This is a genomic window from Streptomyces sp. NPDC058086, from assembly GCF_042885015.1.
Classification (GTDB): domain Bacteria; phylum Actinomycetota; class Actinomycetes; order Streptomycetales; family Streptomycetaceae; genus Streptomyces.
The window spans coordinates 1-26,573 of the sequence record NZ_JBHVST010000006.1; the positions used below are offsets into that span (position 1 = coordinate 1).

The following is a 26,573-nucleotide window of genomic DNA, read 5'->3' on the forward strand; positions in this document are numbered from 1 at the left end:
CCTCCGGCGAGGGGCGCCCCCAGTGACGTACGAGAACGACCCCGTACGGAAGACCCGTACGGAAACGAACCGTCAGCCCATGAACTTCTTGAACTCGTCCGGCAGCTCGAAGTCCTCGGCCTGCTGCCCGGCCGGCAGACCGAAGGCGCCGCCCGGCTGAGCACCGGCCTCGCGGCGCGCCGCGGCCTCTTCCTCCTGCTGCTTGCGCTTCATCGGGTTGCCGGAGCGCTGCTTGCCCTTGGCCACCTTCTGCTTCTTCTTGGCGCGGCCGGGGCCGCCACCCATGCCCGGCATCCCGGGCATCCCGGGCATGCCGCCACCCTGGGCCATGCGGGACATCATCTTGCGGGCCTCGAAGAAGCGCTCGACCAGGTTCTTGACCGCGCTGACCTCGACACCCGAGCCCTTGGCGATACGGGCGCGGCGCGAGCCGTTGATGATCGTCGGCTCCTGGCGCTCACCCGGCGTCATCGACTTGATGATGGCGGCCGTGCGGTCGACGTCGCGCTCGTCGAGGTTGTTGATCTGGTCCTTGATCTGGCCCATGCCCGGAAGCATGCCGAGCAGCTTGCTGATGCTGCCCATCTTCCTGACCTGCTCCATCTGGGCCAGGAAGTCGTCCAGGGTGAAGTCCTGGCCCTTCTTGGACGCCAGCTTGGAGGCCATCTTCTCGGCCTCTTCTTGGCTGAACGTCTTCTCCGCCTGCTCGATCAGGGTGAGCAGGTCACCCATGTCGAGGATGCGGGAGGCCATCCGGTCCGGGTGGAAGGCGTCGAAGTCGTCGAGCTTCTCGCCGTTCGACGCGAACATGATCGGCTTGCCGGTGACCGAGGCGATGGAGAGCGCGGCACCACCGCGGGCGTCACCGTCGAGCTTCGACAGGACGACACCGTCGAAGCCGACGCCGTCACGGAAGGCCTCGGCGGTGTTGACCGCGTCCTGACCGATCATCGCGTCGACGACGAAGAGGATCTCGTCGGGGCTGACGGCGTCGCGGATGTCCGCGGCCTGCTGCATCATCTCCTGGTCGATGCCGAGACGGCCGGCGGTGTCCACGATCACGATGTCGTGGACCTTGGTCTTCGCGAACTCCATGGAGTCCTTGGCGACCTTGACCGGGTCGCCGACGCCGTTGCCCGGCTCGGGGGCGTAGACGGCCACACCGGCGCGCTCGGCGACGACGCTGAGCTGGCCCACGGCGTTCGGGCGCTGGAGGTCGGCGGCGACCAGCAGCGGGGAGTGGCCCTGGTCCTTGAGCCACTTGCCGAGCTTTCCGGCGAGCGTGGTCTTACCGGCACCCTGAAGACCCGCGAGCATGATCACGGTGGGCGGGTTCTTGGCGAACCGCAGGCGACGGGTCTCGCCGCCGAGGATCGTCACGAGCTCGTCGTTCACGATCTTCAGGACCTGCTGGGCCGGGTTCAGCGCCTTGGAGACCTCGGAGCCGAGGGCACGCTCCTTGACGTTCTTGATGAAGGTCCGCACGACCGGCAGGGCCACATCGGCTTCGAGGAGCGCGATGCGGATCTCGCGGGCCGTGGCGTCGATGTCCGCCTCGGAGAGCCGGCCTTTCCCGCGGAGGTTTTTGAAAGTCGCGCTCAGGCGGTCTGAGAGGGTATCGAACACGGTGGCGTCGGTCCTCGGAGTCGGGGGCGGTTTGGGTTGCCCTCCAGGGTATCTGCCCGAAAAGGGTTGGTGGCCCCTGCCCGGTGTGAATACCCGACAGTGACCGCACTCGATGGACGGAGAGAAGACCGCGAGGTCACTCCCGCGGCATCTGCCACGAGGTCATCCCCGCAGCATCTCCTCCAGCCCACGCGCCACCGAGACCGCCTCCTCCGCCGGCAGGGGCGCACCCTTGGGGCCGGTCACGTAGAAGGCGTCCACGGCGTTGGCGCCGAGGGTGGAGACATGCATGCTGCGCACCCATACGCTCGCGTCCTCCAGCGCCCGGCCGATGCGGTGCAGCAGACCGGGAGCGTCGTGGGCGCGCACCTCGATGACCGTCGCGTGGCGGGAGGCGGCGGAGGCGACCGTCACCCGGGGCGGTGGCGCGATCGTGCCCCGGCGGCGCGGATAGGCGGCGTCGCGCTCGGCGAGCCGGGCCGCGATGTCCAGGGAGCCGTCCAGGGCTCGCACGAGGTCGGCGCGCAGCCGGGCGGCCTGCGGCAGGGAGCCGTACTCGGCGGCGACCCGCCAGTTGAGCAGCAGTACCGAGCCCTCGACGCCGTCGGGCAGGTCCAGGGCGCGCAGCTCGGCCGTGCGCACCGTCAGGCGGTGCATCGCGAGGACACCGGCGACCGCGGGGAGCACTCCGGGCTGGTCGGGTACGGCGATGAGCAGTTCCACGCCCAGGGGCTCGGGATCGCCGGTGGGCTCCTCCTCGGTGGGCGGTTCGGTCTGCGCGCGCAGTGCCAGCACAGGGCCGCGGGTACGGAACGCCTCGATGGCGAGCCGCTCCTGCTCGGCGGTGGGCGCGGCGGCCTCCGGCTCCTCGGGAGCGTCTCCGGCGAGCACGGCGGCGACCCGTTTGACCAGGTCGGCGACGAGCGATCCGCGCCAGGAGGACCAGGCCGCGGGCCCGGTGGCCAGCGCGTCCGCCTCGGTGAGGGCGTGCAGCAGTTCGAGGGTGCCCTGCGAACCGACGGCCTCGGCGACCGACCGGACGGTCGCCGGGTCCTCCAGGTCGCGTCGGGTCGCGGTGTCGATGAGCAGCAGATGGTGGCGTACGAGGGTGGCGAGCACCGCCACGTCGGCGCGGTCGAAGCCGATGCGGGCGGCCACGTCCCGGGCGATGATCTCGCCGGCGACGGAGTGGTCGCCGGGCCAGCCCTTGCCGATGTCGTGCAGCAGGGCGGAGACGAGCAGGAGGTCGGGGCGGCCCACGCGGCGAGCCAGTTCGGAGGCGCGGACGGCCGTCTCGATGAGATGGCGGTCGACGGTCCAGATGTGTACGGCGTTGCGCTGCGGGCGGCAGCGCACCCGCTCCCAGTCGGGCAGGAGCCGGGTGATCAGGCCCTCGGCCTCCAGTGCCTCCCAGACCTCGATGGTCGGACGGCCCGAGCCGAGCAGCGTGACGAGTTGCTCCCGGGCCTCGGCGGGCCAGGGTGTGGGCAGTGGACGCGCGACGGCGGCCATGCGCCGTACGGCGTGCAGGGAGAGCGGGAGCCCGGCCTGCGCGGCGGCGGCCGCGGCACGCAGCGGGAGTACGGGGTCGCGCTCGGGGCGCGCGGCGCGGGCGAGTACCACCTCGCCGTCCATCTCGACCACACCCTCGGCGAGCGGTGAGCGCTCCACGGCGGGCTTGGCACCGCCGCCGAGCATGGCGCGCAGCCGTGGCCGCACTGCGCGCGATTTGAGCACGCGCCCCACCTCTCGCCAGGTGACGTCACTGGCGTACGACACGACGCGCGCGGCCTCGTACACCTGGCGCAGGAGGGTGTCGGCGTCCAGGAGCCCGAGTTCGGCGGCGACCTGGTCCTGCTCCTGGAGCGCGAGGCGGTCGGTGGCACGGCCGGTGGTCAGGTGGAGGGCGTCACGGACGTCCAGGAGCCTGCGACGGGCGTCCGCGAGGCCCTCACGGGGCGCGTCCGCGAGCCAGGAGGCGGCGACGGCACGCAGGGCGGTGGCGTCACGCAGGCCGCCGCGAGCCTCCTTCAGGTCCGGTTCCAGGAGGTACTGCAGCTCGCCCTGGCGCTCTGCGCGCTCGGCGCACAGCTCCTGGAGTTCGGGGAGACGTTTCGGCGCCTGGTTGCGCCAGTCGGCGAGGACGGCCGTACGCAATCCGGCGGTGAGGCCGAGGTCGCCCGCGATGTGGCGGGCGTCCAGCAGGCCGAGCTGCACCTTGAGGTCCCCGCCCGCGGTCTTGCGTGCCTCCCCGGGCGTACGCACCGAGTGGTCGAGGGCCAGTCCGAGGTCCCAGATGGGGTACCAGATGCGGTCGGCCAGCGCGGCGACCGTGCCGGAGTCGGCGCCGTCGTGCAGGAGCAGCAGGTCGAGATCGCTGCGTGGCGAGAGTTCTCCGCGGCCGTAGCCGCCGACGGCGACGAGTGAGACGCCGCGCAGACCCTCGGCGCCGGCGCTGAACAGGCCGGTCAGCCATTCGTCCGTGAGTTCGGCGAGGGCAGCACGGCGCGGCGGCCCGGACTGCGCCCCCTCCTGGAGGAGGCGCAGCCGGGCCGCCGCGTAGCCGCTGGGTCCCGAGTCCTCTGCTTCCGTACGCATCTCCGTACTCGTCACCCAGTGGCTCCTGTTCTGATCTTCTGTTTAGAGCGCGTCCGGGCCGCGCTCGCCGGTCCGGACCCGGACGGCCGTCTCGACCGGGATGGACCACACCTTGCCGTCACCGATCTTGCCGGTGCGGGCCGCCTTCACGACGACGTCGATCAGCTGTTCGGCGTCATCGTCCTCGGCCAGCACCTCGATGCGGATCTTGGGGACCAGGTCGACGGTGTACTCGGCACCACGGTAGACCTCGGTGTGTCCCCGCTGCCGACCGTAGCCGCTGGCCTCCGTGACCGTGAGACCGTGCACCCCGAAGGCCTGCAGGGCCTCCTTGATCTCGTCGAGCCGGTGGGGCTTCACGACGGCGGTGATGAGCTTCATGCGTCCACCTTCTTGCTCTCCGTACCCGCGAGGGCGGAAACCGAGCCGCCGACGATGCCGCCGCCCGCTCCACTGAAGTCGTATGCGGTCTCGGCGTGCTCGGCCTGGTCGATGCCGGCGATCTCCTCGTCCTCGGTGACCCGCATGCCCATCGTCTTGTCGATGATGAAGGCGAGGATCGCGGAGACGACCAGGGAGTAGCCGAGGACGGCGAAGACACCGGCGCACTGCTTCCAGAACTGGGTGAGACCGCCGCCGTAGAAGAGGCCCTCGACGGTGGACTGGCCCTTGCCGCTGGCGAAGAAGCCGATCAGCAGGGAGCCGATGACACCGCCGACGAGGTGCACGCCGACCACGTCGAGGGAGTCGTCGTAGCCGAACCTGTACTTGAGGCCGACGGCCATGGCGCACACGACACCGGCGATGGCACCGACGGCGATCGCGCCGAGCGGGGAGACCGCGCCACCGGACGGGGTGATGGCGACCAGACCGGCGACCGCGCCGGAGGCGGCGCCGAGCGTGGTGAACGCGCCGTGGCGGATCTTCTCGTAGATGAGCCAGGCCAGCATGGCGGCCGCGGTGGCGATCTGCGTGTTGACGAACATCAGCGCGCCGACGCCGTCGTCGTTGCCGAGCCACGAACCGGCGTTGAATCCGAACCAGCCGAACCACAGCAGACCGGAGCCGAGCATCACCAGCGGGAGGCTGTGCGGACGCATCGGGTCCTTCTTGAAGCCGACGCGCTTGCCGATGACCAGGATCACGCCGAGCGCCGCGGCACCCGCGTTGATGTGGACCGCCGTACCACCGGCGAAGTCGATCACGCCGAGGTCGAACGCCCAGCCGCCGGTGCCCCAGACCCAGTGGGCGACCGGGAAGTAGACGACCGTGGCCCACAGCGCGATGAACAGTGACCACGCCGTGAACTTCACCCGGTCCGCCAGCGCACCGCTTATCAGCGCGGGCGTGATGATGGCGAACATCAGCTGGAAGACCATGAAGACGAAGATCGGGATGGTGTAGCCCGGCCACAGCTCCGTCAGGCCGATGTTGCTGAGGCCGACCCAGTCCGAGGTCCAGCCGATGAACGAACCCTTGTCCGTGCCGAAGGCGAGGGAGAAGCCGTACAGCACCCACAGGATCGTGATGATCCCCATGCTGATGAAGCTCATCATCAGCATGTTCAGGGTGCTCTTGACACGGACCATGCCTCCGTAGAAGAAGGCGAGGCCGGGGGTCATGATCAGCACCAGGGCGGAAGCGATGAGCATGAACCCGGTGTTGGCGGCCGAGAGCTTGGGAGCTTCTGCGGCTAGCGTGATGGCTGGTGCCATCGGCGTCTCCTCGTCGTTGGTACGGCCCCGTGCGGGCGAAGCCTGAGCGGTCATGAGGGGTGGGCCGGTTATGCGCCATGAGATTGACGCAGCGCGGTTTCCGTCGACGCCCCTCGATGTTTCGCCGCAGTGACGAAGGCACCTCGTGTGTTACGCCTCCATGAACTGACTGATACCGGGCGGAGCGATCGTTATCGTGGCGCAACCTTCCCAGAAGGCAAACAAACCGGCCACGGCTGGTCGTCCGATGACCTGGCATGGGGGAGCCGAGTCGGGCGGTTCGGGACGACCGGCCGTGGCCGGGGTACTGGGATCGGACCGCTTCCGCGGCCCGCGCTCAGACCGCTTCCGCGGTCTCGGGAAGGTCGACGGCGAGCTGCTCGGTGAGGTCCACGACCTCGGCGAGGTCACCGAAGTCGCGGACGGCCGTGTCGACCGTCTTTCGGATACGAGTGTTGACGCGCTCGGAGCGCACCTTCTTGGCGATCGCCATCGCGTCCTTGGCCAATACCGCACTCTGCTCGGGCTCGCGCCGCAACAGGTGCACGGTGGCCAAGCCGATGAGATTGAGTGCGTACGAACGCTGGTGCTCGCCGTCCTTGGCGAAGAGGTCGACGGCCTGCTGCATCAGCGGCTCGGCGAGCGAGGCGTACGTGGGGCTGCGGCCCGCGACGTAGGCCAGGTCGCGGTAGGAGTGCGAGTTCTCGCCGTGCAGCTCGGCCAGCGAGAAGAAGCGGATCCAGTCGGGGTCCGGGTCGTCCCACTCGTGAACGTCCTCGAAGCTGTCCTCGGCCATCCGGACGGCCCGCTTGCACTTTCCGGGCTGGCCCATGTTCGCGTAGGCGCGGGCCTCCATCGCATACAGCATGGACTGGGTGCGCGGGCTCGCGCAGTCACGGCTCCCGTACTGGGCCAGATGGATGAGTTCGAGCGCGTCGTCGGGCCGGCCGAGGTGGATCATCTGGCGGCTCATGCTGGAGAGGATGTACGAGCCCAGCGGCTTGTCGCCCCCCTCTTTGGCGGCGTGCAGGGCGAGCACGAAGTACTTCTGCGCGGTGGGCTGCAGCCCCACGTCGTAGCTCATCCAGCCCGCCAGCTCGGCCAGCTCGGCGGCGACCTTGAACAGGCGTTTGCTGGTCGCCCCGGGCTGCGGCTCCTGGAGCAGGTCGGTCACCTCGTGCAGCTGGCCGACGACCGCCTTGCGGCGCAGACCGCCGCCGCACTGGGCGTCCCACTGGCGGAACATCACCGTGGTGGACTCCAGGAGGTCCAGCTCAGGCTGGGAGAGCCGGCCGGGGCGGCGCGCGGCGGCCGGGGACTCCGGCTCCTCCTGGGGCGCGGCGGGCGAGGGCACCAGCCAGCGCTGCATGGGCTCGATGAGGGCGGGGCCCGCGGCGAGGGCCAGCGAGCTGCCGAGGAAGCCGCGCCGCGCCAGCATCAGGTCACTGCGCGAGTACTCGCTGATCAGCGCCACGGTCTGCGGGCCAGTCCAGGGCAGGTCGACACCCGACACGGACGGTGACTGGTGAGCGGCGCGCAGGCCGAGGTCCTCGACGGCGACCACACAGCCGAACCGCTCGGAGAACAGCTCGGACAGGATCCGCGGAATCGGCTCGCGCGGATTCTCGCCGTCCAGCCAGCGGCGCACCCGGGAGGTGTCCGTGGAGATGTGATTGGCCCCCAGCTGGCGGGCCCTTCGGTTCACTTGCCGCGCCAGCTCGCCCTTCGACCAGCCACTGCGCACGAACCACGAGCCCAATAGCTCATTCGGGCGCTTGTCAGCGTTCGTACCGCTTCCGCCGTTGCCGCCCACTGGAACGCCCCCATCCCTGAGACCACTTGTACGCTGCGTGCGCCAAGCCCTATCAGAATGCCGGTAAATACGGCCGCGCGTCCGGCAGTTCTCACCCTTCGAACGGGAAGCCGAGTTGCCTCCGGCATACCCACGAGTGCATACGTCCCCAGGACTCGTGCACTCAAAGTAATCCTACGATCACGCGTCCAGCCATGGCGATCCCGGAAACGCCACCATTCGCCACCCCTTCGAATGAACTCCTGATCGCCTGTACGCGATTCACTTGACATAGGACAGCCAGAAGTGGCGCTGCGATGCATTCGGGGGCGCACGCCGCCGGGTGCACCACCCGGGACGCTTCCGGGCGCCGCCGGGATCGCGTCGCCAATCACGTGACATCCGGGGACGGGAACACACTGAGTAATGTTTCGCGTTCATGGCGTAACCGTCGGTGCGTCGGACCCGTTGGAGGGGGCATGGGCTTCACGATCGGCAGCAGTCGGGGGATGCGCGAAAGCCGGCCCGGCACCCGTCGCCGCGGCCGCTCGTCGGAGTGCACCGCGGTGGCCGAGTTCACCGGGCTGTGGGGCTGGGACGTGATCCCCGGCGCCCGGGCCGCCGCGGGCGCGTGCTCCTGTGGCAAGACCGGCTGCCCCGCGCCGGGGGCGCATCCGCTGGACTTCGCACCGATGCTCGAAGCGGGCGCCACGCTCGACGAGGTCTCCGAGACCTGGGGCGAGTTCCCAGGTGCCGCGGTGATGCTCCCGGTCGGCCGCGCGTTCGACGTCATCGAGGTCGCCGAGGCCGCCGGTCGCCGCGCGCTCGTCCGTCTGGAGCGGATGGGACTGCCCACCGGGCCGGTCACCGCGACCCCGGACGGCCGCGCCCACTTCCTCGTCGCCCCCGGCGCCGCGGCCGAGCTCCCCGAGCTGCTCTACCGGATGGGCTGGGACGACGCCTCCCTCGACCTGCACGGCCTCGGCCCCGGTACGTACGTCACCGCCCCGCCCTCCGACCGCGCCGGCCTCGGTCCGGTCCGCTGGCTGCGCTCCCCCGCCCTGGACTCGGCGACGAAGCCGCCGCAGGCACGGTTGCTGCTGGGGACGCTGGCGTACGTGGCGCACCGGTCGCGCGCGTAGCGACAACGCCGTACACAGCAAAGCGTCCGCCCCCGAACTGCACCTCGGGGGCGGACGCATCCTGAACCACCTACCAACTTCGGGAGGTGGGGATCACTCTCCGATAAGGGCGTCAACGAACGCCTCCGGCTCGAACGGCGCCAGATCGTCCGCACCCTCGCCCAGACCCACCAGCTTGACCGGCACTCCCAGATCGCGCTGGACCGCGATCACGATGCCGCCCTTCGCGGTGCCGTCGAGCTTGGTCAGCACGATGCCGGTGATGTCGACGACCTCGGCGAAGACGCGGGCCTGCACCAGACCGTTCTGGCCGGTCGTGGCGTCGAGGACGAGGAGCACCTCGTCGAGCGGGGCGTGCTTCTCGACGACACGCTTGACCTTGCCGAGCTCGTCCATGAGCCCGGTCTTGGTGTGAAGTCGTCCGGCGGTGTCGATGAGGACGACGTCGGCGCCCTCCTCGATGCCCTCCTTGACCGCGTCGAAGGCGATCGAGGCGGGGTCGCCGCCCTCCGGGCCCCGCACGGTACGGGCGCCTACACGCTCACCCCAGGTCTGCAGCTGGTCGGCGGCGGCGGCACGGAAGGTGTCGGCGGCGCCGAGCACCACGTTCTTGCCGTCGGCGACGAGAACGCGGGCGAGCTTGCCGGTGGTGGTGGTCTTCCCGGTGCCGTTGACACCGACGACCATCACGATGCCCGGGGTGTCGAGGTTCGAGTCGGTCTTGACCGTCCGGTCGAACTCGGGGACGAGGAGTTGCAGCAGTTCCTCGCGCAGCAGGGTGCGCAGCTCGTCGGGCGTCCGCGTACCGAGCACCTTCACGCGCTCGCGCAGCCGCTCGACCAGCTCCTGGGTGGGCTGCACGCCGACGTCGGCGGTCAGCAGCGTGTCCTCGATCTCCTCCCAGGTGTCCTCGTCGAGGTGCTCGCGCGAGAGGAGCGTGAGCAGCCCCTTGCCGAGCGCGTTCTGCGAGCGGGAGAGGCGGGCACGCAGCCGCACCAGACGCCCGGCGGTCGGCTCCGGGATCTCGATCGCGGGGACTTCGACAACGGGTGCGGGTTCCTCGACGACGACCGGCGCGGCCGAGCCGTCCGGGAGATCCACCTCCTCTATCGTCCGGCGCTCTTCGTCGTGCGGGATCTCGGCCTCGTCGCCGATGTGCGGCTCGGCCGGAGGGGCGGTGATGTCGGGCGTGGTGGGGGGCGCCGGGGGCAGCTGCTTCTTGCGGCGACTGCCGATGACAAGCCCGCCGAGTGCGCCGATCACGACCACGGCGATGACTACAGCAAGGATGACGGTTTCCATAACAAGCCCAGTATGGCGTGACCACCCGCTCGACCGTTCGTTGTCCGCGCAGGGCTGCATGTCCTACGGGTCGGGCCGGCCCGCCGCCCGGCCTCGCGTCGGCCGGGAAGCCCCTCAGGGGTGGAGTCACAACGCGTCCGGTGTGCGAAAGGACGCGTCGGGTGCGCGCGGCGTACCCAGGGCGTGTCACGGCCCATACCGTGGACCGTGACACGCCCTCGCCGCCAACATCGACGTGTCGCTGACCATGGGTGCGGCGCCGGCCGTATCCTTCGGACTCAATTTCTGGCAGGCCCTGGCCGTCGGCCTCGCGGCGCCGGTCGTGTCGTACGGCCTGGTGGGTCTGGTCGGCATCGCGGGCAAGCGGGGCGGCGCTCCCGGCATGACCCCGTCCCGCGCGGTCTTCGGCCGACGCGGAAACCTCCTGCCGGGTTCGCCGATCTGGATCGCCCGCTGGGGCTGGGAGACGATCAAAGCGGTGACGGACTCCTACACCCTGCTCACCGTCCTGAACGTGCTCTTCGGCATCAGGAGCAACACGTTCCTGATCGTCGCGACGCTGCTGGCCTTCGTGGTCACGACGTTCGCGATCTCGGGCCCCGGCATCAGCGCCGTCCGGACGTGCAGCACATGGGCGACATGCCTCTTCGGCGGCTTCTCCGTGCTCGTCCTCGGCCATCCGGTCGAACGACACGGACTGGGGCAGGGTCTTCGGGCAGCCCGTCGGCCCGACATCCATGATGATCACGGGGGTCGGACCGATCGCGGCGGGCGGCATCAGCTGGGCGCCGTCGGCGCCGGACTTCACGCGCTGTCTGCCGCGGACGGCCTCGTCGGCGGCGATCGCGCAATTCGCTGGGCGGCGCCGGCATCGTCGTACGCCCTCTGATCCTGATGGGCGCGATCTGATCCTGATGGGCGCGATGATGGCGGTCTCGACGCCGGACCTGGCCTCGGCCGCCGACCCGGTCTCCTTCCTCGGCACGATCCCGCCGCTGTGGATCGCGGTGCCCTACCTGCTCATCGCCCTGGTCGGCATGCTGCTGATCAACGCGATGTCGATGTACTCGGCGGGCTTCACCGCGCAGACCCTCGGCATCAAGGTGTCGCGGCACCGGGCCGTCGCGGTCAACGCCGTGATCTCACTGGTCCTCGGCGGTGTCCTGCTGCTGGTGGCGACCTCCTTCATGGGCTCGTTTCATCGCGTTCCTGTCGCTGCTCGCGGTCGCTTTCTCGGCCTGGGTCGGCGTCTTCGGCGCCGACATGCTGCGCCGCGAGGAGTACGACGCCGGGGCCCTGCTCGACACCACGCGCACCAGCGCCTACTGGTGCCCCGTCGGCTTCGGCCCGGCCGCGGTCGCCGCGTGGGCGCTCGGGCTCGGCTCGGGCCTGCTGTTCAGCACCTCCGACCGGTTCACGGGTCCGTGGGCGTCGAACAACCCCGTCGGCGAGTACGGCCTCGGCTGGGTGGCGACCGTCGCCGTCTCCTTCCTGATGTACGTGGTGCTGCCGAAGCCCGCGGTGGCGCCCGCGGCGCAGCCCGCGAAAGGGTCCGCGACTATGGCCGTCTGACGTACCGTCAGCTACCGTCCCCCTCCACACCGAAGGGGGGCTTCCATGCCCGTAACCGTCGTGCGCTTCAACCTCGTCGACCCCGCCGCCACCCCCGCGTCGCTGAGTGCCCGCTACAAGGCGGCCATCGAGATGGCCGCCTACGCCGACGACCGCGGCATCACCACCGTGCAGACCGAGGAACACCACGGCGTCGCCAACAACTGGCTGCCCTCGCCGTTCGCGTTCGCGGGCGCGGTCTTCGGAGCGACCCGGCACCTCGCGGTCACCGTCTCCGCCATCATCGGCCCGCTGCACGATCCGCTGCGCCTCGCCGAGGACATCGCCGTGCTCGACCTGCTCAGCGGCGGCCGCCTCGTCACCGTCGCGGGCATCGGCTACCGGCCCGAGGAGTACACCCTCTTCGACGTCGACTGGAAGCGGCGCGGGGCGCTCCAGGACGAGCTCCTGGAGACGGTGCTGAAGGCGTGGACCGGCAAGGAGTTCACCTACCGGGACCGTACGGTACGGGTGACACCGCGCCCGTTCTCCGATCCGCATCCGCTACTGCTGGTCGGCGGCTCGTCCAGGGCCGCGGCCCGGCGCGCCGCCCGGCTCGGGCTCCCCTTCTTCCCCAGCGCGCACCTCCCCGAGCTGGAGGCGTACTACAAGGAGCGGCTCGTCGAGTACGGCACCGAGGGCTGGACCATGATGCCCGCCGCCGAGACCCCTCTGCTGCACATCGCCGAGGACCCGGACCGGGCGTGGGCCGAGTACGGCGGGCACTTCCTGCACGAGGCACGGACGTACGCCTCCTGGCAGTCCGGTGACATCCGCTCGGCGGTGAAGTCGGCTGCCACGACGGTGGAGGAACTGCGCGCGGAGGGCGTGTACCGGATCCTGACTCCCGACCAGTGCGTCGCACAGGGTCTCGACAACCACGTGCTGCACCCGCTGTCCGGCGGGATGCCGATCGACGAGGGCTGGCGCAGCCTGCACTTGTTCTGCGAAGACGTACTGCCCCGGCTCGGGGATTGAGCCGGGGCAGTACGTCTTACGGGTACGAGGAGAGGGGCAGCGGGGACTTGGCCCTTCTCCTCGAGTCTCGGGGCCTCTTCAGGAGGCTCAGCCCATCTCCTCCAGCGTCTTGCCCTTGGTCTCCTTGACGTACTTGAGCACGAAGGGGATGGAGAGCGCGGCGAAGATCGTGTAGATCACGTAGGTCGCGGAGAGGTTCCAGTCGGCCAGCGACGGGAAGCTCGCGGTGATGGCCCAGTTGGCGATCCACTGCGCGGAGGCGGCGACGCCAAGGGCGGCGGCGCGGATCCGGTTCGGGAACATCTCGCCGAGGAAGACCCAGACCACGACACCCCAGGACAGGGCGAAGAAGAGGACGAAGACATGCGCGGCGATGAGGGCGACCCAGCCCTGTGTCGCCGGCAGCTTGCCGTCGACGAGGTCGTACGAGAAGGCCCAGGCCTCGAGTCCGAGACCGATGACCATACCGACGGAACCGATGAGGGCCAGCGGCTTACGGCCGATCCGGTCCACGAAGATCATCGCGATCACGGTGCCGATGATGTTGATGATCGACGTCGTGAACGAGTAGAAGAACGACTCCGAGGGGTCGACGCCTACCGACTGCCACAGCGTGGAGGAGTAGTAGAACGCGACGTTGATGCCGACGAACTGCTGGAAGACCGAGAGGCCGATGCCGACCCAGACGATCGGCTTGAAGAAGAAGCTGCCGCCGAGCAGGTCCTTGAAGGTCGACTTGTGCTCGCTCTTCATGGCGTGCTCGATCTCGGCGACGCGGGCCTTCAGGTCGATCTTGTCACCCTCGACCTCCTTGAGCACCTCACGGGCGCGGTCTTCCTTGCCCACGGAGATCAGGAAGCGCGGCGACTCGGGGATCGCGAAGGAGAGCAGACCGTAGAGGACGGCCGGGATGACCATGACGCCGAGCATGACCTGCCAGGCCTCGATGCCCATCAGCTTGCCGCGCTGGTCGCCGCCGGCGGCGTTCAGGATGCCCCAGTTGACCAGCTGCGAGATGGCGATGCCGACGACGATCGCGGCCTGCTGGAAGGAGCCCAGGCGTCCGCGGTACGCGGCCGGGGAGACTTCGGCGATGTAGGCGGGGCCGATGACGGAGGCCATACCGATGGCGAATCCGCCGATGATGCGCCAGAAGGCGAGGTCCCACAGCGCGAACGGCAGCGCGGAACCGACGGCGCTGACCGTGAAGAGGACGGCGGAGATCTGCATGCATCGGATGCGGCCGATGCGGTCGGCTATGCGGCCCGCGGTCGCGGCGCCGATGGCGCAGCCGATCAGCGCGATGGCGATGACCTGGGCCAGGGTTGCCGAGCCGATGTCGTAGCGGCTTCGGATGGCCTCGACGGCACCGTTGATCACGGCGCTGTCGTAACCGAACAGGAAGCCGCCCATTGCGGCCGCCGCCGCGATGAAGATGACATGCCCGAGATGTTCGGGGTGAGCCGTCCTGGCTCCTGATCGGGGTACCTGCGCGGTGCTGGTCACGTGTAACTCCTCGGGCCACCCGGCCTCGCTGCCGGGGGTGTGGGGGCAAGCCCTTCGGTGGTGGTACCAGTGGCGCACAGCTCCACGCCTGCCACCACCTGAAGGTAAAAGCAACGTTGCAGAGACTATGCCTTCAAGTTTCGAAGTCAACAGTTCGCTAGCTGTGAATTTTTTGCACCCAAGCGGTCATCGTGCATTCACTACTTGAACTCAACTAGAAGCCCAGGTCATGACCGGTGTGCACTACACGCATCTAGCGCAGCCGCTGACTGATGACCTTCGACACACCGTCGCCCTGCATGGAGACGCCGTACAGCGCGTCGGCGACCTCCATCGTCCGCTTCTGGTGCGTGATCACGATCAGCTGCGAGGCCTCCTGCAGCTCCTGCATGATCCGGATCAGCCGCTGCAGGTTGGTGTCGTCGAGCGCCGCCTCCACCTCGTCCATCACATAGAACGGACTGGGCCGCGCCTTGAAGATCGACACAAGGAGTGCGACGGCGGTGAGAGACCTCTCCCCACCGGACAGCAGGGACAGCCGCTTCACCTTCTTGCCGGGGGGCCGCGCCTCGACGTCCACCCCCGTGGTGAGCATGTTGTCCGGGTCGGTCAGGATCAGCCGCCCGTCCCCTCCCGGGAACAGCCTGCTGAAGACACCCTCGAACTCACGTGCAGTGTCCCGGTACGCCTCGGTGAAGACCTGTTCGACACGCTCGTCGACCTCCTTCACCACCTGCAGCAGATCGGCCCGCGTCTTCTTGAGGTCCTCCAGCTGCTCGCTGAGGAACTTGTGACGCTCCTCCAACGCGGCGAACTCCTCCAACGCCAGCGGATTGACCTTCCCCAGCTGTGCGTAGGCCCGCTCGGCCGACTTGAGCCGTCGCTCCTGCTCAGCGCGGTGGAAGGGCCGGGGCTGGTTGCGCGGGTGCTCCGGATCCTCGGGCAGTTCCTCGCCCTCGGCGGGGAGCGAGGGCGGCACGAGCTGGTCAGGACCGTAGTCCGCGACAAGCCCCGCCGGTTCGACACCGAGCTCCTCCAGCGCCTTCGTCTCCAGCTGCTCTATCCGCAGCCGCTTCTCGGCACCGAGTACCTCGCCGCGGTGAACCGAATCCGTGAGTTTGTCGAGCTCCGCCTTGAGATCGCGGCCTTCGTTGCGCGCGGCGACGAGATCCTGCTCGCGGCGGGCCTTGGCCGTGTCGGCGGCGGTGCGCTCCTCCTCCGCCCTGCGCAGCGACACTTCGACGTGCGCGAGGAGTTGCCGCGCTCCGGAGGCGACGGCCTCGGCGACCGTCGCCTCGTGCCGCAGCCGCGCCCGCCGCTGCTCCGCACGCGCGCGTGCCTCACGTTCCGCCCGGGCGGCCCGGTCGAGCCCGTCGGCCCGTCCCGCGAGCCCCTTCACGCGCTCCTCGTGCGTGCGCACCTGGAGGCGGGCCTCCATCTCGGTCTGCCGCGCGTTCGCGCCGTCCGCGGCGAGCCGATCCCGTACGGCCGTGTCGGGCTCCTCCTCGACGGGCATCTCCTCGGCCACGGCGAGCCGCTCGGCCAGCTCCTCTGCCTCCTCCACGGCCCGGTCGAGCGCCTCCTGCGCCCGCGCCGCGGCGGCGGTGCTCCGCTCGGCCTCCCCGGCCGCGCCGCGCGCCTGCCCGGCCAGCCGCCCCAACTGCTGCGCCACGGACGACTTCTCACGCTCGGCGGCCCGCCGCCGCTCCCCCAGCTCCTCGACGAGCGCGGCCCGCTCCTTGCGCTCTTCTGCGGCCCGGTGCTGCGACGCGCCGAGTTCCTCGCACCGCACGGCGAGCTCCTCGAGCTCGGCGGCCGCCTCGTCGACGGACGCCTGCACTTCGAGAAGGCTGGGCGCCCCGGCGGACCCGCCGTGCGCGAAGTGTGCTCCGAGCAGGTCCCCCTCCGCGGTGACCGCGGTCACCTCCGGCCGTGCGTAGACCAGGTCCTCTGCGTCCTCGAGGGTGCCGACGACGACGATCCCGCGCAGCAGCCGCCGTACGGCGGGCATGAGCTCGGCGGGACCACGGACGAGGTCGGCGGCGCACGGCGGCCCGGTGGGGGCCGTCTGCGGGGCTACGTCACCGGGGGTGGCGTTCGGAGTCAGGGCCCCGGAGGCGGCCCGTGCGGTTGTGTCGCCCAGAGAGGCCCCGGAGGGTCCCGCGCCGCCGGATGCGTCACGCCCGTCGGGGTGACCGCCGACAGGCACCGCACCGGAAGCGTTGTCACCCGCCGTCCGGTGCTGCCCGGTGCCGTCGATGCCCTTGGTCTCGTGTACCCCCGCTTCCTCCGGAGCCCCGGCCAGCAGCAGGGCCGCGCGGCCCGCGTCCTGCTTGCGCAGCAGACGGATGGCTTCGGCGGCCGAGGCGGGGGTGGTGACCGCGATGGCGTCCGCCGCGGCGCCGAAGGCGGCGGCGAGCGCGACCTCGTGGCCGGGGGTGACGGACAGCAGCTCGGCGGCGGGGCCGAGGAGCCCCGTGAGGCGGTCCCTGGCCCCCAGGAGCGCCCCCGTGCCGTCCTTGCGGCGCAGACCGAGGGCGAGGGCCTCGTGGCGGGCCTGCGTGGCGGCGCGCCTGCGTTCGGCCGCCGTGGCCGCCTCACGGGCGGCGCTCAACGCGGCCTCCGCCTCGGACAGCGCCCGCTTGGCCGCCTCGTGCCGCTCCGTCAGTTCCGCGTCGCCCGCGTCCAGGCCGTCGACCTCGGCCTTCAGCTGCTCGTACTCCTCCTGCGCGGCGAACGCCCGCTCCTGGGCCTCGTCACGGGCGACGGCGAGCCGGTCGATCTCGGCCTGGGCGGAGGCGGCCCGCGAACGGGCGGCGTTGACCTGGCCGTTGAGGCGGGCCAGACCCTCACGGCGGTCGGCGATGGCGCGGGCCACATCCTTGAGGCGGCGCTCCTCGACGGCGAGCTCGCGCTCCAGTTCCGCCCGGTGCGCGACCGTGTCCTCCAGGGCGTGCTCGGCCGCCTCCAGGGCCGCTTCGAGCTCGGCCTCCTGCTCACGGATCCGCGCCGCCTCGCGCTCCATGTCCTCGGGGTCGCGCCCGCGCCGCTCCTCGGCGGGCGCCGAAGTGGCGCTCTTCACCCGCGCGTCGGCCAGCGAGATCGTGCCGCGCACCCGCTCGGCGAGCTGCGAGAGCTCGTACCAGGTCTGCTGGGCGCGCTGGAGCCGGGGCGTGAGCTGCCGGACCTCGTCCTCCAGGAGGGCCTCCCGCTGGAGCGCCTTCTTCAGTTCCGCCTCGGCGGTTTCCTTGCGTTGCTTGAGCGCGGCCTCGTCGGCGATCTCGGACCGGAGTGCCTGCCGCAGTCGTACGAGATCGTCGGCGAGGAGGCGCAGACGGGCGTCGCGCAGGTCGGCCTGGATGACGGCGGCGCGACGGGCGACGGCGGCCTGCCGGCCCAGCGGCTTGAGCTGGCGGCGCAGTTCGTCGGTGAGGTCCTGGACGCGGGCCAGGTTCGCCTGCATCGCGTCCAGTTTCCGCAGCGCCTTCTCCTTGCGCTTGCGGTGCTTGAGGACGCCCGCCGCCTCCTCGATGAACGCGCGCCGGCCCATCGGGTCTGCGTGCAGGACGGAGTCGAGCTGGCCCTGACCGACGATGACGTGCATCTCGCGGCCGATGCCGGAGTCGGACAGCAGTTCCTGGATGTCGAGGAGACGGCAGGTGTCACCGTTGATCTGGTACTCGCTGCCGCCGTTGCGGAACATGATCCGCGTGATGGTGACCTCGGCGTACTCGATGGGCAGCGCCCCGTCGGAGTTGTCGATGGTCAGGGACACCTCGGCCCGGCCGAGCGGCGGCCGCCCGGTGGTGCCGGCGAAGATGACGTCCTCCATCTTGCCGCCGCGCAGCGACTTGGCCCCCTGCTCACCCATGACCCAGCTCAGGGCGTCCACGACATTGGACTTGCCCGAACCATTGGGGCCCACGACGCAGGTGATGCCCGGCTCGAACCGCAGCGTGGTCGCCGAGGCGAACGACTTGAACCCGCGCAGGGTCAGGGCCTTGAGGTGCACGCCGCCGGACTCTACCTTTCAGGCCGGTCTCACTCCATGAACCCACGGTTTCACCCATGAACGTGCAGGGCACACCAGACGTTAAAGAGTGGGAGGGCACGCGGGGGAAAGAAGAAGGGACGCCGAAGAGGCGTCCCTTGCAATTCTGACAGCTGACAACTTAGCGGTTGACACGGGCAGCCCAACCACTGCTGTCGTAGTGCGGTGCAGTGGTCAGGTGAGCGCAGGCTCCGCCTGGGGTACGTCGATGCTCTCGAGAAGCGAGTCGTGAGAAGCGGCAGCCGCGAGCGCGTCGTTCTCGGCCTGAATCCGTACGAGCTCGGATTCGAGGTCCTGTACACGCTGCTGGAGCCGTCGCATCTCGGCGATGAGTCGCGGGTCGGAACCGCCGACGTAACCGAGAAGCGCCTTTGCCATGATGGATGGTCCTCCACACTGAGTGACCGACCGAAGCGGTGTGGGTCGTGAGGGAATCGCACCCGCGATGCTTGACACTTACTAAATTTTTGCTGCGGTTCCACATGCCAAACAGCTAAGGTGCGCGGGGCTTTCAGCGTCTCACCAAAAAGTTTGACGGTCAACACGATCACGCCCCGTATCGGCGGGCAACCCACTGTCGCGCGGCCCTTCGGACGGCTGCGCTGCGACTCCTGGCGGGGCCCGGGGGCGTGGAGATCATCCTTCTCTGCGGAGCCTGCCACGCCGAGCCGTTCTTGGCAACCACCAGGTCATTTCTGCTTCTGGCAGGTGCCGGTGGCATGCCATACCGCTTCCGCCAGGTGCGTTGCGCACGTCGCCGTCACCGGATCGCGAAGCCGTCGTAGATCCCCCGGGGCGTGTCCCAGATCTCAGTGACTCCGTCCACACGCCCGGGTGTGTCGTCCCCCTGGAGCCAGTCGAGCAGACCCTGGCATCCGGCCCGGGTTCCTTCCGCGACAACCTGGACCCTTCCGTCGTCCAAATTGAGAGCAAAGCCACTCAGGCCGCCGATCTCCAGCGCCTTGGCCCGCGTGAACCAGCGGAAACCCACACCTTGGACACGCCCGCGCACCCAGACGACCATCCGTACAACCTCGTTCATGGGTGCACGCTAACCGGGCAAAGTCTCTCGCAGCACTTCCTCCCCTGCCGCCATGCGGTACCGTCCCGACCCAATGAGTCTCATATGAAACTCACTCTTTCGGGTGAGGGACGCTGACCAAGAACGAGGAAGGCCAGGAGATGGGACGCCACGGACGCTCCGCCGCCGGTCGCGCCGCCACAGGCCGCACCACCGGGGTCACGGAGAACCACGGACCCCTTACGGAAGGTTACGGCCCGGAGAACCTGTACGGCTACGCCGCCGTCGCCGACCTCCCGCCGACCGCCGCTGCCCGCTCGCACCGCAAGCGGAAGACCGCGACGCCGGTACGCACGGGTCTGCTCGGCGTCTCCGCGGCCGTGGCACTGGGCACCGTGGCCGTCGCCTCCGGCGTGCTGCCCGGCACCGAGAACTACTCGCTCGGTGGTGGCAGCAACAACTCCGACAGCGTGCAGGCCGTGGGGTCCCCGTCCAGCCAGGAGACCCAGCAGGGCGGTACGTCGGGCAGCGCGAGCGCGGACGGCCGCGAGGGCACGTCGACGAGCCGTGACGCCGACCGCTCCGCGTCGCCCTCGGCATCCGCATCGGCCGCCCCTTCGACCTCGCCGGCCGCGCCGACGACGGCGCCCTCCCCTGAGCCCACCACGACCAAGCCGGGCAAGTCCGCCAACGGGAACAAGCCCGCGACTCCGCCCGGGCAGGCCTCGAAGACCAAGGCGCCCAAGACCACCGCCCCGGTCGACGTCTCCGCCCAAACGGCGGCCGAGACCGAGGTCCTCAAGCTGGTCAACGACGAGCGGGCCAAGGTCGGCTGCAGTCCGGTGGCGGCGAACAGCGCCCTGTCCGACCTCGCCCAGGCCTTCAGCGAGGACATGGCCACGCGCGACTTCTTCGACCACACCGACCCGAGCGGGCTCAGCCCCTGGGACCGGGCGGCCAAGGCCGGGATAACCAGCCTCGGCGGCGAGAACATAGCCCGCGGCCAGGCCGACGCCGCCGCCGTCATGGACGCCTGGATGAACAGCCCCGGCCACCGCGCCAACATCCTGAACTGCGACTTCAAGACCCTGGGCGTGGGTGTGCACCTCGGCACCGGCGGCCCCTGGTGGACGCAGGACTTCGGCTACTGAGATAGCCGCAGGTCAGCGCCCTATTCACTGCCCTGGGCCGTCTCGGGGCCGTCATCCGCAGGTTCACCGTCTCTGAAGACGCGATCGACGGCGGCCCGGGTACGGGTCCCGCTCGACGGCATCAGGTGCGTGTACGTACGCAGCGTGAAGCCGGGATCATGGTGTCCCAGGTACTCGCTGAGCGCCTTGATGCTCTCCCCCGCTTCAAGAAGGACCGAGGCGTAGAAGTGCCTCAGGGCGTGCATGCCGTTATCGCGTCCGGTCTCGACATCCACGGCTCGAAGGGCTGGCCGCCAGACGCGGTCATTGAAGCGATTGCGATCCAGCGCCAGGCCCATGGAGCCGGTGAAGAGCAGCGCTGCCGTGGCCGGCGGGCCGTCGAGGGTCTTCCACGGCAAGGTGATCTCGGTTGCCGGGAAGTTCTTCAGGTGCCCGGCCAGTGCGAAGGCGACGGATTCAGGCAGGGGGACATCACGCTCCTTGCCGCCCTTCGGCGGGGCGAACACCGCCCGGTGGCGTTGGAGCAGCTTGACTTGCCGCACGACGTGCACCACCCCGCCGAGGAAGTCCACGTCTTCCACGGCCAGGCCGAATACCTCTCCCACCGGCCCGCATCGCGGGCCAGCGCGGGCGCCGGGGCTCGGGGGTCCGCGCCTCAGCCTTCGGCAGGCGCGGACCCCCGGCCCCGCCCCGCGCCACCTCATAGTTGCCACGGGTTGATCCCGCTTCACACCCCGACCCCGCCAAGGGCCGATACACCAGACCAAGCCTGATTCCCCATCCAGCCCCACACGCCAGGCCCCACCTAGGCAGGCACTGCCCCAGGGCCATCACGCAGGATCCGCACGAACCCGACAAGACGCTTTGTGATCAAAAAGCAGGTACGCCACGGCTGGGAGCTCCCGAACGGCACCGGCCACGGGGTAGTGGGCTTAGTGGGGGCTGGGGTGATCGACTCCACGACTTTAGCCAGCCACTTTGGGGGGAGCCTCGAAGATCATGGCCCCAACGTCGTGCTTTAACGGGCAGGTCCACAGACTGCCCGACTCGCCGGAAGCTTACGGGGCCATGATCACTCCCCCCAAAGCAGCTCCCGGCCAAAGTCGCTCCATCGATCACGTGGGCACGTGCAGGCCCGGGACACATCACGATCTCCATCAGGAGCGTGATGTGTCCCGGGCCGTCTCCGGGCCGTCGAAGGTCGCTCACCGGTGACCAACGATGACAACCATCGACAGCTCAGCAGCCGGTCACAGCGTCGATCGAATAGACAGCCGCAGGTCGCAGATCCGCTCCGTCACTTCCAGCGGTTCTGTTCCCTGGCGTCAGCATCAGGATCCACCAGGTCCATGCCGTCGGCTCGGCAACTGCATGAGTCGATCTTCTACGCTGCCCACGTGCGCTACTTGGCAGAAGCTTTCGCCCTTGGAGCCCTGAGACGTGGCCAGTCGGTGGAGCAGTTCCTCGGCCCGACCGGATCACCTGAACGGCCCGGTATCCGCTATGTCGAGGTCAGGGCGACGACATCGAGATACGAAGTCCTCCTCCACACCGTCGAGGACGTCGGTCACGAGACCTTCATGGACCTCGTCGAGTTTCCACCTCTCGACCCTGACAACGATGAAGAGGAGTTCGGCCGCCTGGTGTCCATCACCGATGACCCGCTGGCCGCGCTGACGGCGGCCGAAGAACTCACCGGGGCGGTCCGCAGCCGATGGGTCAACACCACCATGGTCCAAGACGAGTACAGCGACTTCGTAGAAGCCGGACGCCCAGCACGCCACTCACCCGACGGGCACCCCTGGCCCGAACCATCAGCCAATCGCTGACCTGCGATCTACTTCGTTCACGGAACTGCGGACAGAACAACCAAACTGGTGCTCCAGGCCGGAAAGAAAAGCCGCTCCTGTCAAGATCGCGCGCGGCTGCTGACACCAGCGGTTGACACCAACAAGCGTGAACAGCAGCGGTCGACGCCGGACCTCAGTGGACGATCGGCCGAGGCGCAGGCCCGGTTGGTCGGCGTCGACGCTCCCCGGTGGTCGACCTGATAAGGATGAGGCCAGATCTCAAAGCCTTGACCTCGTACGGGCGCCGTCCTCACTGTGGGACGGCACCCATCACCTTGACAGGGTCATCGAGACCCCGCCCACCGACCTCACGTGATTTCAGTCCACGAGCCAGTGGTCTGGTCTTTGGGAATCCAGAGCAGTGGTTGTCCCGTACGGCAGCGCTCGTCCGCTCCCTCTTCCCAAGGGAACCGCCCGGCCTTGTCGGGCCAGAACAGCTGCGTGATTGGCAGTGGCGGGGTCTGGTAGAAGTCGATTCCTGCGCCGAAGAAGTCGTGGTACCAGCTGGGATGCACGGGCCGGACGGCCACGTCGTAGCCGTTGAGGACGTCTCCCCGGCGCTGGTCGGGCTCGAGTGGGTTGCCGTCCCGTATTGCTGCCCCAGCGGCGTTCGCCACGCGCATCGCGGTCTGCGACGGCAGGCCGAACACGCTTACCTCGGGACTGCGCAGTGTGTGCCAGAGACCGATGGAGTAGCCCCAATCGCCGGGCGCATCGTCGCCGGCCACGCCCATGACATGCCAGCCGAAGTCCGCCACGCTCTTGGCTATGCGGCTGTCGCGTTCCTCCGACACGGGGCCGCCCCATTCCGTTGGGGCGCAGAGGAGGCAGAAGCAAGGGGCGTCGTCCATCCGAGGAGAGTAGACCTGCTCGCACACGAGCCGTCTCTTGGGTTGGCGTACAGCAACGAAGTACCGCAACCTCAACGGCCGCCCCCGACCGTTAGCGTCTGTCCCGGGCCGTGAAGCGACCGGAATGACTGTCGCTGACCGATCCACATAGAGCTACGGATCAGAAGTTCCCCGTGCCACACCCGTGCCAGATCCGGAGGGGAACCCCGGGGAACGGCAGTGGCCGGCGGGTGAGTGCCCCTCGATCGACCCACCTGGACAGTTCGCAGGCCAGAGCGGCACTCGCCTCACCTCGCTCCTTAAAGCGGCGGCCCGCGGGGCCCTCTCTACGCCTGTCGAAGAAACTCCAGGTCAGAGCGCTTCTTTCGACGGCGTGACCTTCTCGCCGGACTTACGTACTACAGGCGGCACTCCAACGAAGGTTCACCTATAGGTTGATGTAGATCCGGCGCTCTCCGGAAGCCTGGCGCTCACGGCATGACCCGAAAGACGGGGCCTGCGAGCCAGGACCGACTCACCGGGCGGCCGGCTCCGGGGCCGAGACGGCGGGGCTGCGGGAATCGGCGAGACGGGTCTTCAGAGTCTGGGCGCCGAGGGCGAGGCAGACCCCGAGCAGCAGGACGTAGAACACGCCGATCTTGCGCAGGTCGTCGAGGAAGTACCACACCGACGTCAGCCCCGTGAACCAGAACGCCATCAGTGCGAACCCGCCCGTGCGCTCGTCTCGGTAGCCGGCGGTCAGGCACGCCCCGGCGACGAGCCCCAGCAGCAGGGCGATGACGACGTACCGCGTCTCCCAGCCCATATTGGCGCGGGAGAACTCCGACCACACCGCCACGGCCTCCGCCACCGGAGCCCAGGCCACGGCACACGCCAGGCGGGCCGACCACAGCAGCAGTACACACCCCGCGAGGCCGCTGAGCAGCGCGACCAGAGGGAAGTGCTCAGTGGCGATCATCTCGGACCGCGACACCACCACCGCGAGGGTGCTTCCGAGGAGTGCGACCATCCCCTCCGGCGTGGGCTGGAACACCACCCCGCCCAGGGACCTGATCCCATCCGATCTCCTCGCAGCCCGGTCGTGTCGCGGAGCCTCCGCCGGCTCGGGCCGGTCCGCCTGAGCACGGGGATCCATGGCGGTCGGGGTCGGCATCGCGGGCGCCGTGGGTATCTGCGCGTACTCCGCGACTCGATCCAGTTCCGCCTTCATCTCCGCCGCGTCAGCGAACCGGTCCTCCCGGCGCTTGTGCAGCGCCCGCAGCACGACCGCGTCCACGCCTGGCGGCAGTCCCGGGCGCAGCCGCGACGGTGGTACAGGTTCCTGCGCCAGGTGCTGGTGCATCACCGAGAACGGCGACTCCCCGGTGTACGGAGGGCGGCCGGTCAGCAACTCGTACAGCAGGCAGCCCACCGCGTACAGGTCCGTCCGGTGGTCCGTGTCGCGGCCTTCGATCTGCTCCGGCGCCAGATAGGCGGGCGTACCGACTGCCACGCCCGTCCCGGTCAATCGGGTCGCCATCTCGCTGAGCGCCTTCGCGATACCGAAGTCGAGGACTTTGGCTATCCCGGCCCGGGTGAACATGACGTTCGCCGGCTTGATGTCCCGGTGCACTATGCCGTGGCCGTGGCTGTGCCGCAGGGCCTCAAGCACCTGCCCCGCCGCGTCGACCGCCTGCTCGGTCGGCAGCGGTCCGTCTCCCAGTACCTGGGCGAGGGTCCGACCCTCGACGTACTCCATGACCAGATACGGCACGGCGAAGCCGTCCACCGCGTCCTCGCCCACGTCGTACACGGTCGCTACGCCGGGATGGTTGAGCGCGGCGGCCGCGTGTGCCTCGCGCTGGAACCGGGCGAGGAACTGCGGCTGCCGCACCAGCTCGGCGGAGAGCGTCTTGACCGCGACGGTACGGCGCAGGCGGTGGTCAACGGCCCGGTGCACCGTGCCCATCCCACCCTGGCCAAGCTGCTCCACCAGCTCGTACCGCTGCCCCAGCGTCCTGTGCTCCACCGCGTTCCCCCAACGGGCCGTCCACGTCCTCTGCGTGTCGACGCCGGCAGTCCGCGGTTCGCAGATCGCGTTCGACACATGGAAGGAGACGCTGAACGCCGGGTACCGTTCCCATCGGATGACGTGATCAGAGCCTCATACGCAGGCGACCACGAGGCACAGGCCTCTTACAGCGCATCTTTCGATGGTGTGATCGGCGTGCCAGACTTACGGCATGGGGGCAAAACAGACCACGGGAAGTTGATCCACTCACCGTTGGACAGCACCCCGCCCGCCTCGGACGACCGACTGACCTGCCGAGCAGATCCCAGACCGTCCAGCCCGTAGTTCGCATCGAGGGGCACGCACCACAGCACCCCCGCTCGGGCCGTCTCTGGGCCGTACGGGGGTGCTCGACAACAACCAACGCTGACAACCGTCGACAGCTAAGTCGCAGGTCGCGGCGTTGGTCGATTACATGACCGCAGGTCACAGACCCGGCTCGTCACTTCTTCGGCTACTAGCCGACGGGCCGCCCCTCACGACAAGACGAAGCCGCGCCCCTCGCTGAACGATGGGGCGCGGCTTTGTCGTGCGGGCGCGTAAGCGATTGCGTAAACGCTTACGCAAACCTTTGCGCGAACGTTTACGCAGCTCCTCGGAAGCGTTTACGCGAACGATTGCGCAAGCGTTTACGCGGCCGCCCCGGCCACCGCCGCGCGCCCCAGCGCGAACACCCGCGCCGCCTCCGTGACCCGGCGCCCGAGGTGTTCCGCCGTGGCGATGTCGGCCTTGTGAACCGTCTCCGGACCCTCGTCGACATTGGTCTGGGCGGCGGCGCCGGCGAAGACGCCGAGCCGGTTGAGGTCGTGTTCGGAGGCCGAGGAGCTGTTCCAGCCCGGGTGCAGACCGAGGTTGACCCAGTTCATGCCGTGCTGGGCGGCCAGGATCTGGAAGAACTGCAGGGTGTGCAGCTTGTCGCCGCTCTTGGAGCCGGAGTTGGTGAATCCGGCGGCGAGCTTGTCGTGCCAGTCCTGTCCGAACCAGCGCTTCGAGGACGCCTCGGCGAAGACGTGGAAGGCGCCGGAAGCGGTGCCCATATAGGTGGGCGAGCCGAACACGATCGCGTCCGAGGCGTCGAGCAGTTCCCACTGGGCGTCGGTGATCGAGTCGACGCTGATCAGGTGCACCTCGGCACCTGCCTCGACGGCGCCGGAGCGAACGGCCTCGGCGAGGACGGCGGTGTGGCCGTAGCCGGAGTGATAGGCGATGGAAACGACAGGGGTAGTCGGGGTGCTCACGATGGGGACTCCTCCAGGTGGTGACAACGAACCAAAGGAAAGCACTAACTTCTAGTTAGTGCAACCCTCTGGTTAGCGCTGCGCCGGAGTA

The 26,573-nt window shown here is 69.2% G+C and carries 20 protein-coding genes and 2 pseudogenes; 7 read left to right on the plus strand and 15 right to left on the minus strand.

All coding sequences use genetic code 11. The annotated features are described in order from the left end of the window. Positions 1–72: 72 nt before the first annotated feature. From ffh to ACFVWD_RS06380, 5 genes are all read right to left on the minus strand, one after another. Positions 73–1,626, minus strand: a complete 1,554-nt coding sequence (gene ffh, locus ACFVWD_RS06360; protein WP_389594241.1) for a signal recognition particle protein — start codon at positions 1,624–1,626, stop codon at positions 73–75. A 162-nt stretch (positions 1,627–1,788) separates the two neighbouring features. After that, the gene (locus ACFVWD_RS06365; protein ID WP_389594242.1) at positions 1,789–4,239 is read right to left on the minus strand and encodes a [protein-PII] uridylyltransferase; all 2,451 of its coding nucleotides are present in this window, start codon (positions 4,237–4,239) and stop codon (positions 1,789–1,791) included. A 27-nt stretch (positions 4,240–4,266) separates the two neighbouring features. After that, a complete protein-coding gene (locus ACFVWD_RS06370) occupies positions 4,267–4,605 on the minus strand; it encodes a P-II family nitrogen regulator (protein ID WP_054235369.1) in 339 nt (112 codons plus the stop codon). After that, positions 4,602–5,939, minus strand: coding sequence for an ammonium transporter (locus tag ACFVWD_RS06375; protein WP_384911925.1), 1,338 nt, complete (start codon positions 5,937–5,939; stop codon positions 4,602–4,604). Before ACFVWD_RS06375 ends, ACFVWD_RS06370 begins: the two co-directional genes overlap by 4 nt. 337 nt (positions 5,940–6,276) lie before the next feature. Continuing rightward, complete coding sequence (locus ACFVWD_RS06380) at positions 6,277–7,752, minus strand: hypothetical protein (protein WP_389594243.1); 1,476 nt, start codon at positions 7,750–7,752, stop codon at positions 6,277–6,279. A 458-nt stretch (positions 7,753–8,210) separates the two neighbouring features. Here ACFVWD_RS06380 and ACFVWD_RS06385 point away from each other — a divergent pair, with 458 nt between their 5' ends. Further along, positions 8,211–8,873 (plus strand): bifunctional DNA primase/polymerase, encoded by a 663-nt coding sequence (locus ACFVWD_RS06385; protein ID WP_389594244.1) that lies wholly within the window; start codon positions 8,211–8,213, stop codon positions 8,871–8,873. 93 nt (positions 8,874–8,966) lie between these two features. On the opposite strand, the gene ftsY is transcribed toward ACFVWD_RS06385, so the two are convergent. Then, complete coding sequence (ftsY, locus tag ACFVWD_RS06390; RefSeq protein ID WP_389594245.1) at positions 8,967–10,175, minus strand: signal recognition particle-docking protein FtsY; 1,209 nt, start codon at positions 10,173–10,175, stop codon at positions 8,967–8,969. Between the two features lie 247 nt (positions 10,176–10,422). Between ftsY and ACFVWD_RS06395 the strand changes: the two are divergent. Then, positions 10,423–10,800 (plus strand): annotated as a pseudogene (locus tag ACFVWD_RS06395) (cytosine permease); the annotation flags it as partial. A 115-nt stretch (positions 10,801–10,915) separates the two neighbouring features. Further along, positions 10,916–11,260 (plus strand): annotated as a pseudogene (locus tag ACFVWD_RS06400) (cytosine permease); the annotation flags it as partial. Here the strand turns inward: ACFVWD_RS06400 and ACFVWD_RS06405 are convergent. Beyond that, entirely contained in the window at positions 11,188–11,364 is a 177-nt protein-coding gene (locus tag ACFVWD_RS06405) for a hypothetical protein (RefSeq protein ID WP_389594374.1), read from the minus strand. The pseudogene ACFVWD_RS06400 and the gene ACFVWD_RS06405 sit on opposite strands and share 73 nt — an antisense overlap. Here ACFVWD_RS06405 and ACFVWD_RS06410 point away from each other — a divergent pair. Next, positions 11,334–11,747, plus strand: a complete 414-nt coding sequence (locus ACFVWD_RS06410; protein WP_389594246.1) for a cytosine permease — start codon at positions 11,334–11,336, stop codon at positions 11,745–11,747. The genes ACFVWD_RS06405 and ACFVWD_RS06410 overlap by 31 nt on opposite strands. Positions 11,748–11,792: 45 nt before the next feature. After that, on the plus strand, positions 11,793–12,764 hold the full coding sequence (locus ACFVWD_RS06415; protein ID WP_389594247.1) for an LLM class flavin-dependent oxidoreductase: 972 nt from the start codon (positions 11,793–11,795) through the stop codon (positions 12,762–12,764). Positions 12,765–12,851: 87 nt separating this feature from the next. On the opposite strand, the gene ACFVWD_RS06420 is transcribed toward ACFVWD_RS06415, so the two are convergent. The 4 genes from ACFVWD_RS06420 to ACFVWD_RS06435 form a co-directional block, all read right to left on the minus strand. Further along, positions 12,852–14,270: a sugar porter family MFS transporter gene (locus ACFVWD_RS06420; protein WP_389594248.1), complete on the minus strand. Its 1,419-nt coding sequence runs from the start codon at positions 14,268–14,270 to the stop codon at positions 12,852–12,854. 253 nt (positions 14,271–14,523) lie between these two features. Then, the gene (locus ACFVWD_RS06425; protein WP_389594249.1) at positions 14,524–18,282 is read right to left on the minus strand and encodes an AAA family ATPase; all 3,759 of its coding nucleotides are present in this window, start codon (positions 18,280–18,282) and stop codon (positions 14,524–14,526) included. Positions 18,283–18,495: 213 nt separating this feature from the next. Next, on the minus strand, positions 18,496–18,699 hold the full coding sequence (locus ACFVWD_RS06430) for a hypothetical protein (RefSeq protein ID WP_028802434.1): 204 nt from the start codon (positions 18,697–18,699) through the stop codon (positions 18,496–18,498). Positions 18,700–19,081: 382 nt separating this feature from the next. Further along, positions 19,082–19,363, minus strand: a complete 282-nt coding sequence (locus ACFVWD_RS06435; RefSeq protein ID WP_381958809.1) for an acylphosphatase — start codon at positions 19,361–19,363, stop codon at positions 19,082–19,084. A 140-nt stretch (positions 19,364–19,503) separates the two neighbouring features. Here ACFVWD_RS06435 and ACFVWD_RS06440 point away from each other — a divergent pair, with 140 nt between their 5' ends. Further along, positions 19,504–20,493, plus strand: coding sequence for a CAP domain-containing protein (locus ACFVWD_RS06440; RefSeq protein ID WP_389594250.1), 990 nt, complete (start codon positions 19,504–19,506; stop codon positions 20,491–20,493). A 20-nt stretch (positions 20,494–20,513) separates the two neighbouring features. On the opposite strand, the gene ACFVWD_RS06445 is transcribed toward ACFVWD_RS06440, so the two are convergent. Then, positions 20,514–21,197 (minus strand): tyrosine-type recombinase/integrase, encoded by a 684-nt coding sequence (locus ACFVWD_RS06445; RefSeq protein WP_389594370.1) that lies wholly within the window; start codon positions 21,195–21,197, stop codon positions 20,514–20,516. Between the two features lie 645 nt (positions 21,198–21,842). On the opposite strand from ACFVWD_RS06445, the gene ACFVWD_RS06450 reads away from it, so the two are divergent. Next, positions 21,843–22,322, plus strand: coding sequence for a hypothetical protein (locus ACFVWD_RS06450; protein WP_389594251.1), 480 nt, complete (start codon positions 21,843–21,845; stop codon positions 22,320–22,322). A gap of 329 nt (positions 22,323–22,651) precedes the next feature. On the opposite strand, the gene ACFVWD_RS06455 is transcribed toward ACFVWD_RS06450, so the two are convergent. The 3 genes from ACFVWD_RS06455 to ACFVWD_RS06465 form a co-directional block, all read right to left on the minus strand. Beyond that, positions 22,652–23,137, minus strand: coding sequence for a DUF4262 domain-containing protein (locus ACFVWD_RS06455; protein ID WP_389594252.1), 486 nt, complete (start codon positions 23,135–23,137; stop codon positions 22,652–22,654). 571 nt (positions 23,138–23,708) lie between these two features. Beyond that, a complete protein-coding gene (locus tag ACFVWD_RS06460) occupies positions 23,709–25,202 on the minus strand; it encodes a protein kinase (protein WP_389594253.1) in 1,494 nt (497 codons plus the stop codon). Positions 25,203–25,873: 671 nt separating this feature from the next. Beyond that, positions 25,874–26,482, minus strand: a complete 609-nt coding sequence (locus tag ACFVWD_RS06465; protein ID WP_389594254.1) for a flavodoxin family protein — start codon at positions 26,480–26,482, stop codon at positions 25,874–25,876. Positions 26,483–26,573 lie beyond the last annotated feature (91 nt).

Excerpts from the sequence above, each read along its gene's own strand:
- ACFVWD_RS06370 (WP_054235369.1), bottom strand. The coding sequence starts at position 4,605 with ATGAAGCTCATCACCGCCGTCGTGAAGCCCCACCGGCTCGACGAGATC.
- ACFVWD_RS06375 (WP_384911925.1), bottom strand. The coding sequence starts at position 5,939 with ATGGCACCAGCCATCACGCTAGCCGCAGAAGCTCCCAAGCTCTCGGCC.
- ACFVWD_RS06385 (WP_389594244.1), top strand. The coding sequence starts at position 8,211 with ATGGGCTTCACGATCGGCAGCAGTCGGGGGATGCGCGAAAGCCGGCCC.
- ftsY (WP_389594245.1), bottom strand. The coding sequence starts at position 10,175 with ATGGAAACCGTCATCCTTGCTGTAGTCATCGCCGTGGTCGTGATCGGC.
- ACFVWD_RS06405 (WP_389594374.1), bottom strand. The coding sequence starts at position 11,364 with ATGAAGGAGGTCGCCACCAGCAGCAGGACACCGCCGAGGACCAGTGAG.
- ACFVWD_RS06415 (WP_389594247.1), top strand. The coding sequence starts at position 11,793 with ATGCCCGTAACCGTCGTGCGCTTCAACCTCGTCGACCCCGCCGCCACC.
- ACFVWD_RS06430 (WP_028802434.1), bottom strand. The coding sequence starts at position 18,699 with ATGGCAAAGGCGCTTCTCGGTTACGTCGGCGGTTCCGACCCGCGACTC.
- ACFVWD_RS06435 (WP_381958809.1), bottom strand. The coding sequence starts at position 19,363 with ATGAACGAGGTTGTACGGATGGTCGTCTGGGTGCGCGGGCGTGTCCAA.
- ACFVWD_RS06440 (WP_389594250.1), top strand. The coding sequence starts at position 19,504 with ATGGGACGCCACGGACGCTCCGCCGCCGGTCGCGCCGCCACAGGCCGC.
- ACFVWD_RS06445 (WP_389594370.1), bottom strand. The coding sequence starts at position 21,197 with ATGAGGTGGCGCGGGGCGGGGCCGGGGGTCCGCGCCTGCCGAAGGCTG.
- ACFVWD_RS06450 (WP_389594251.1), top strand. The coding sequence starts at position 21,843 with ATGCCGTCGGCTCGGCAACTGCATGAGTCGATCTTCTACGCTGCCCAC.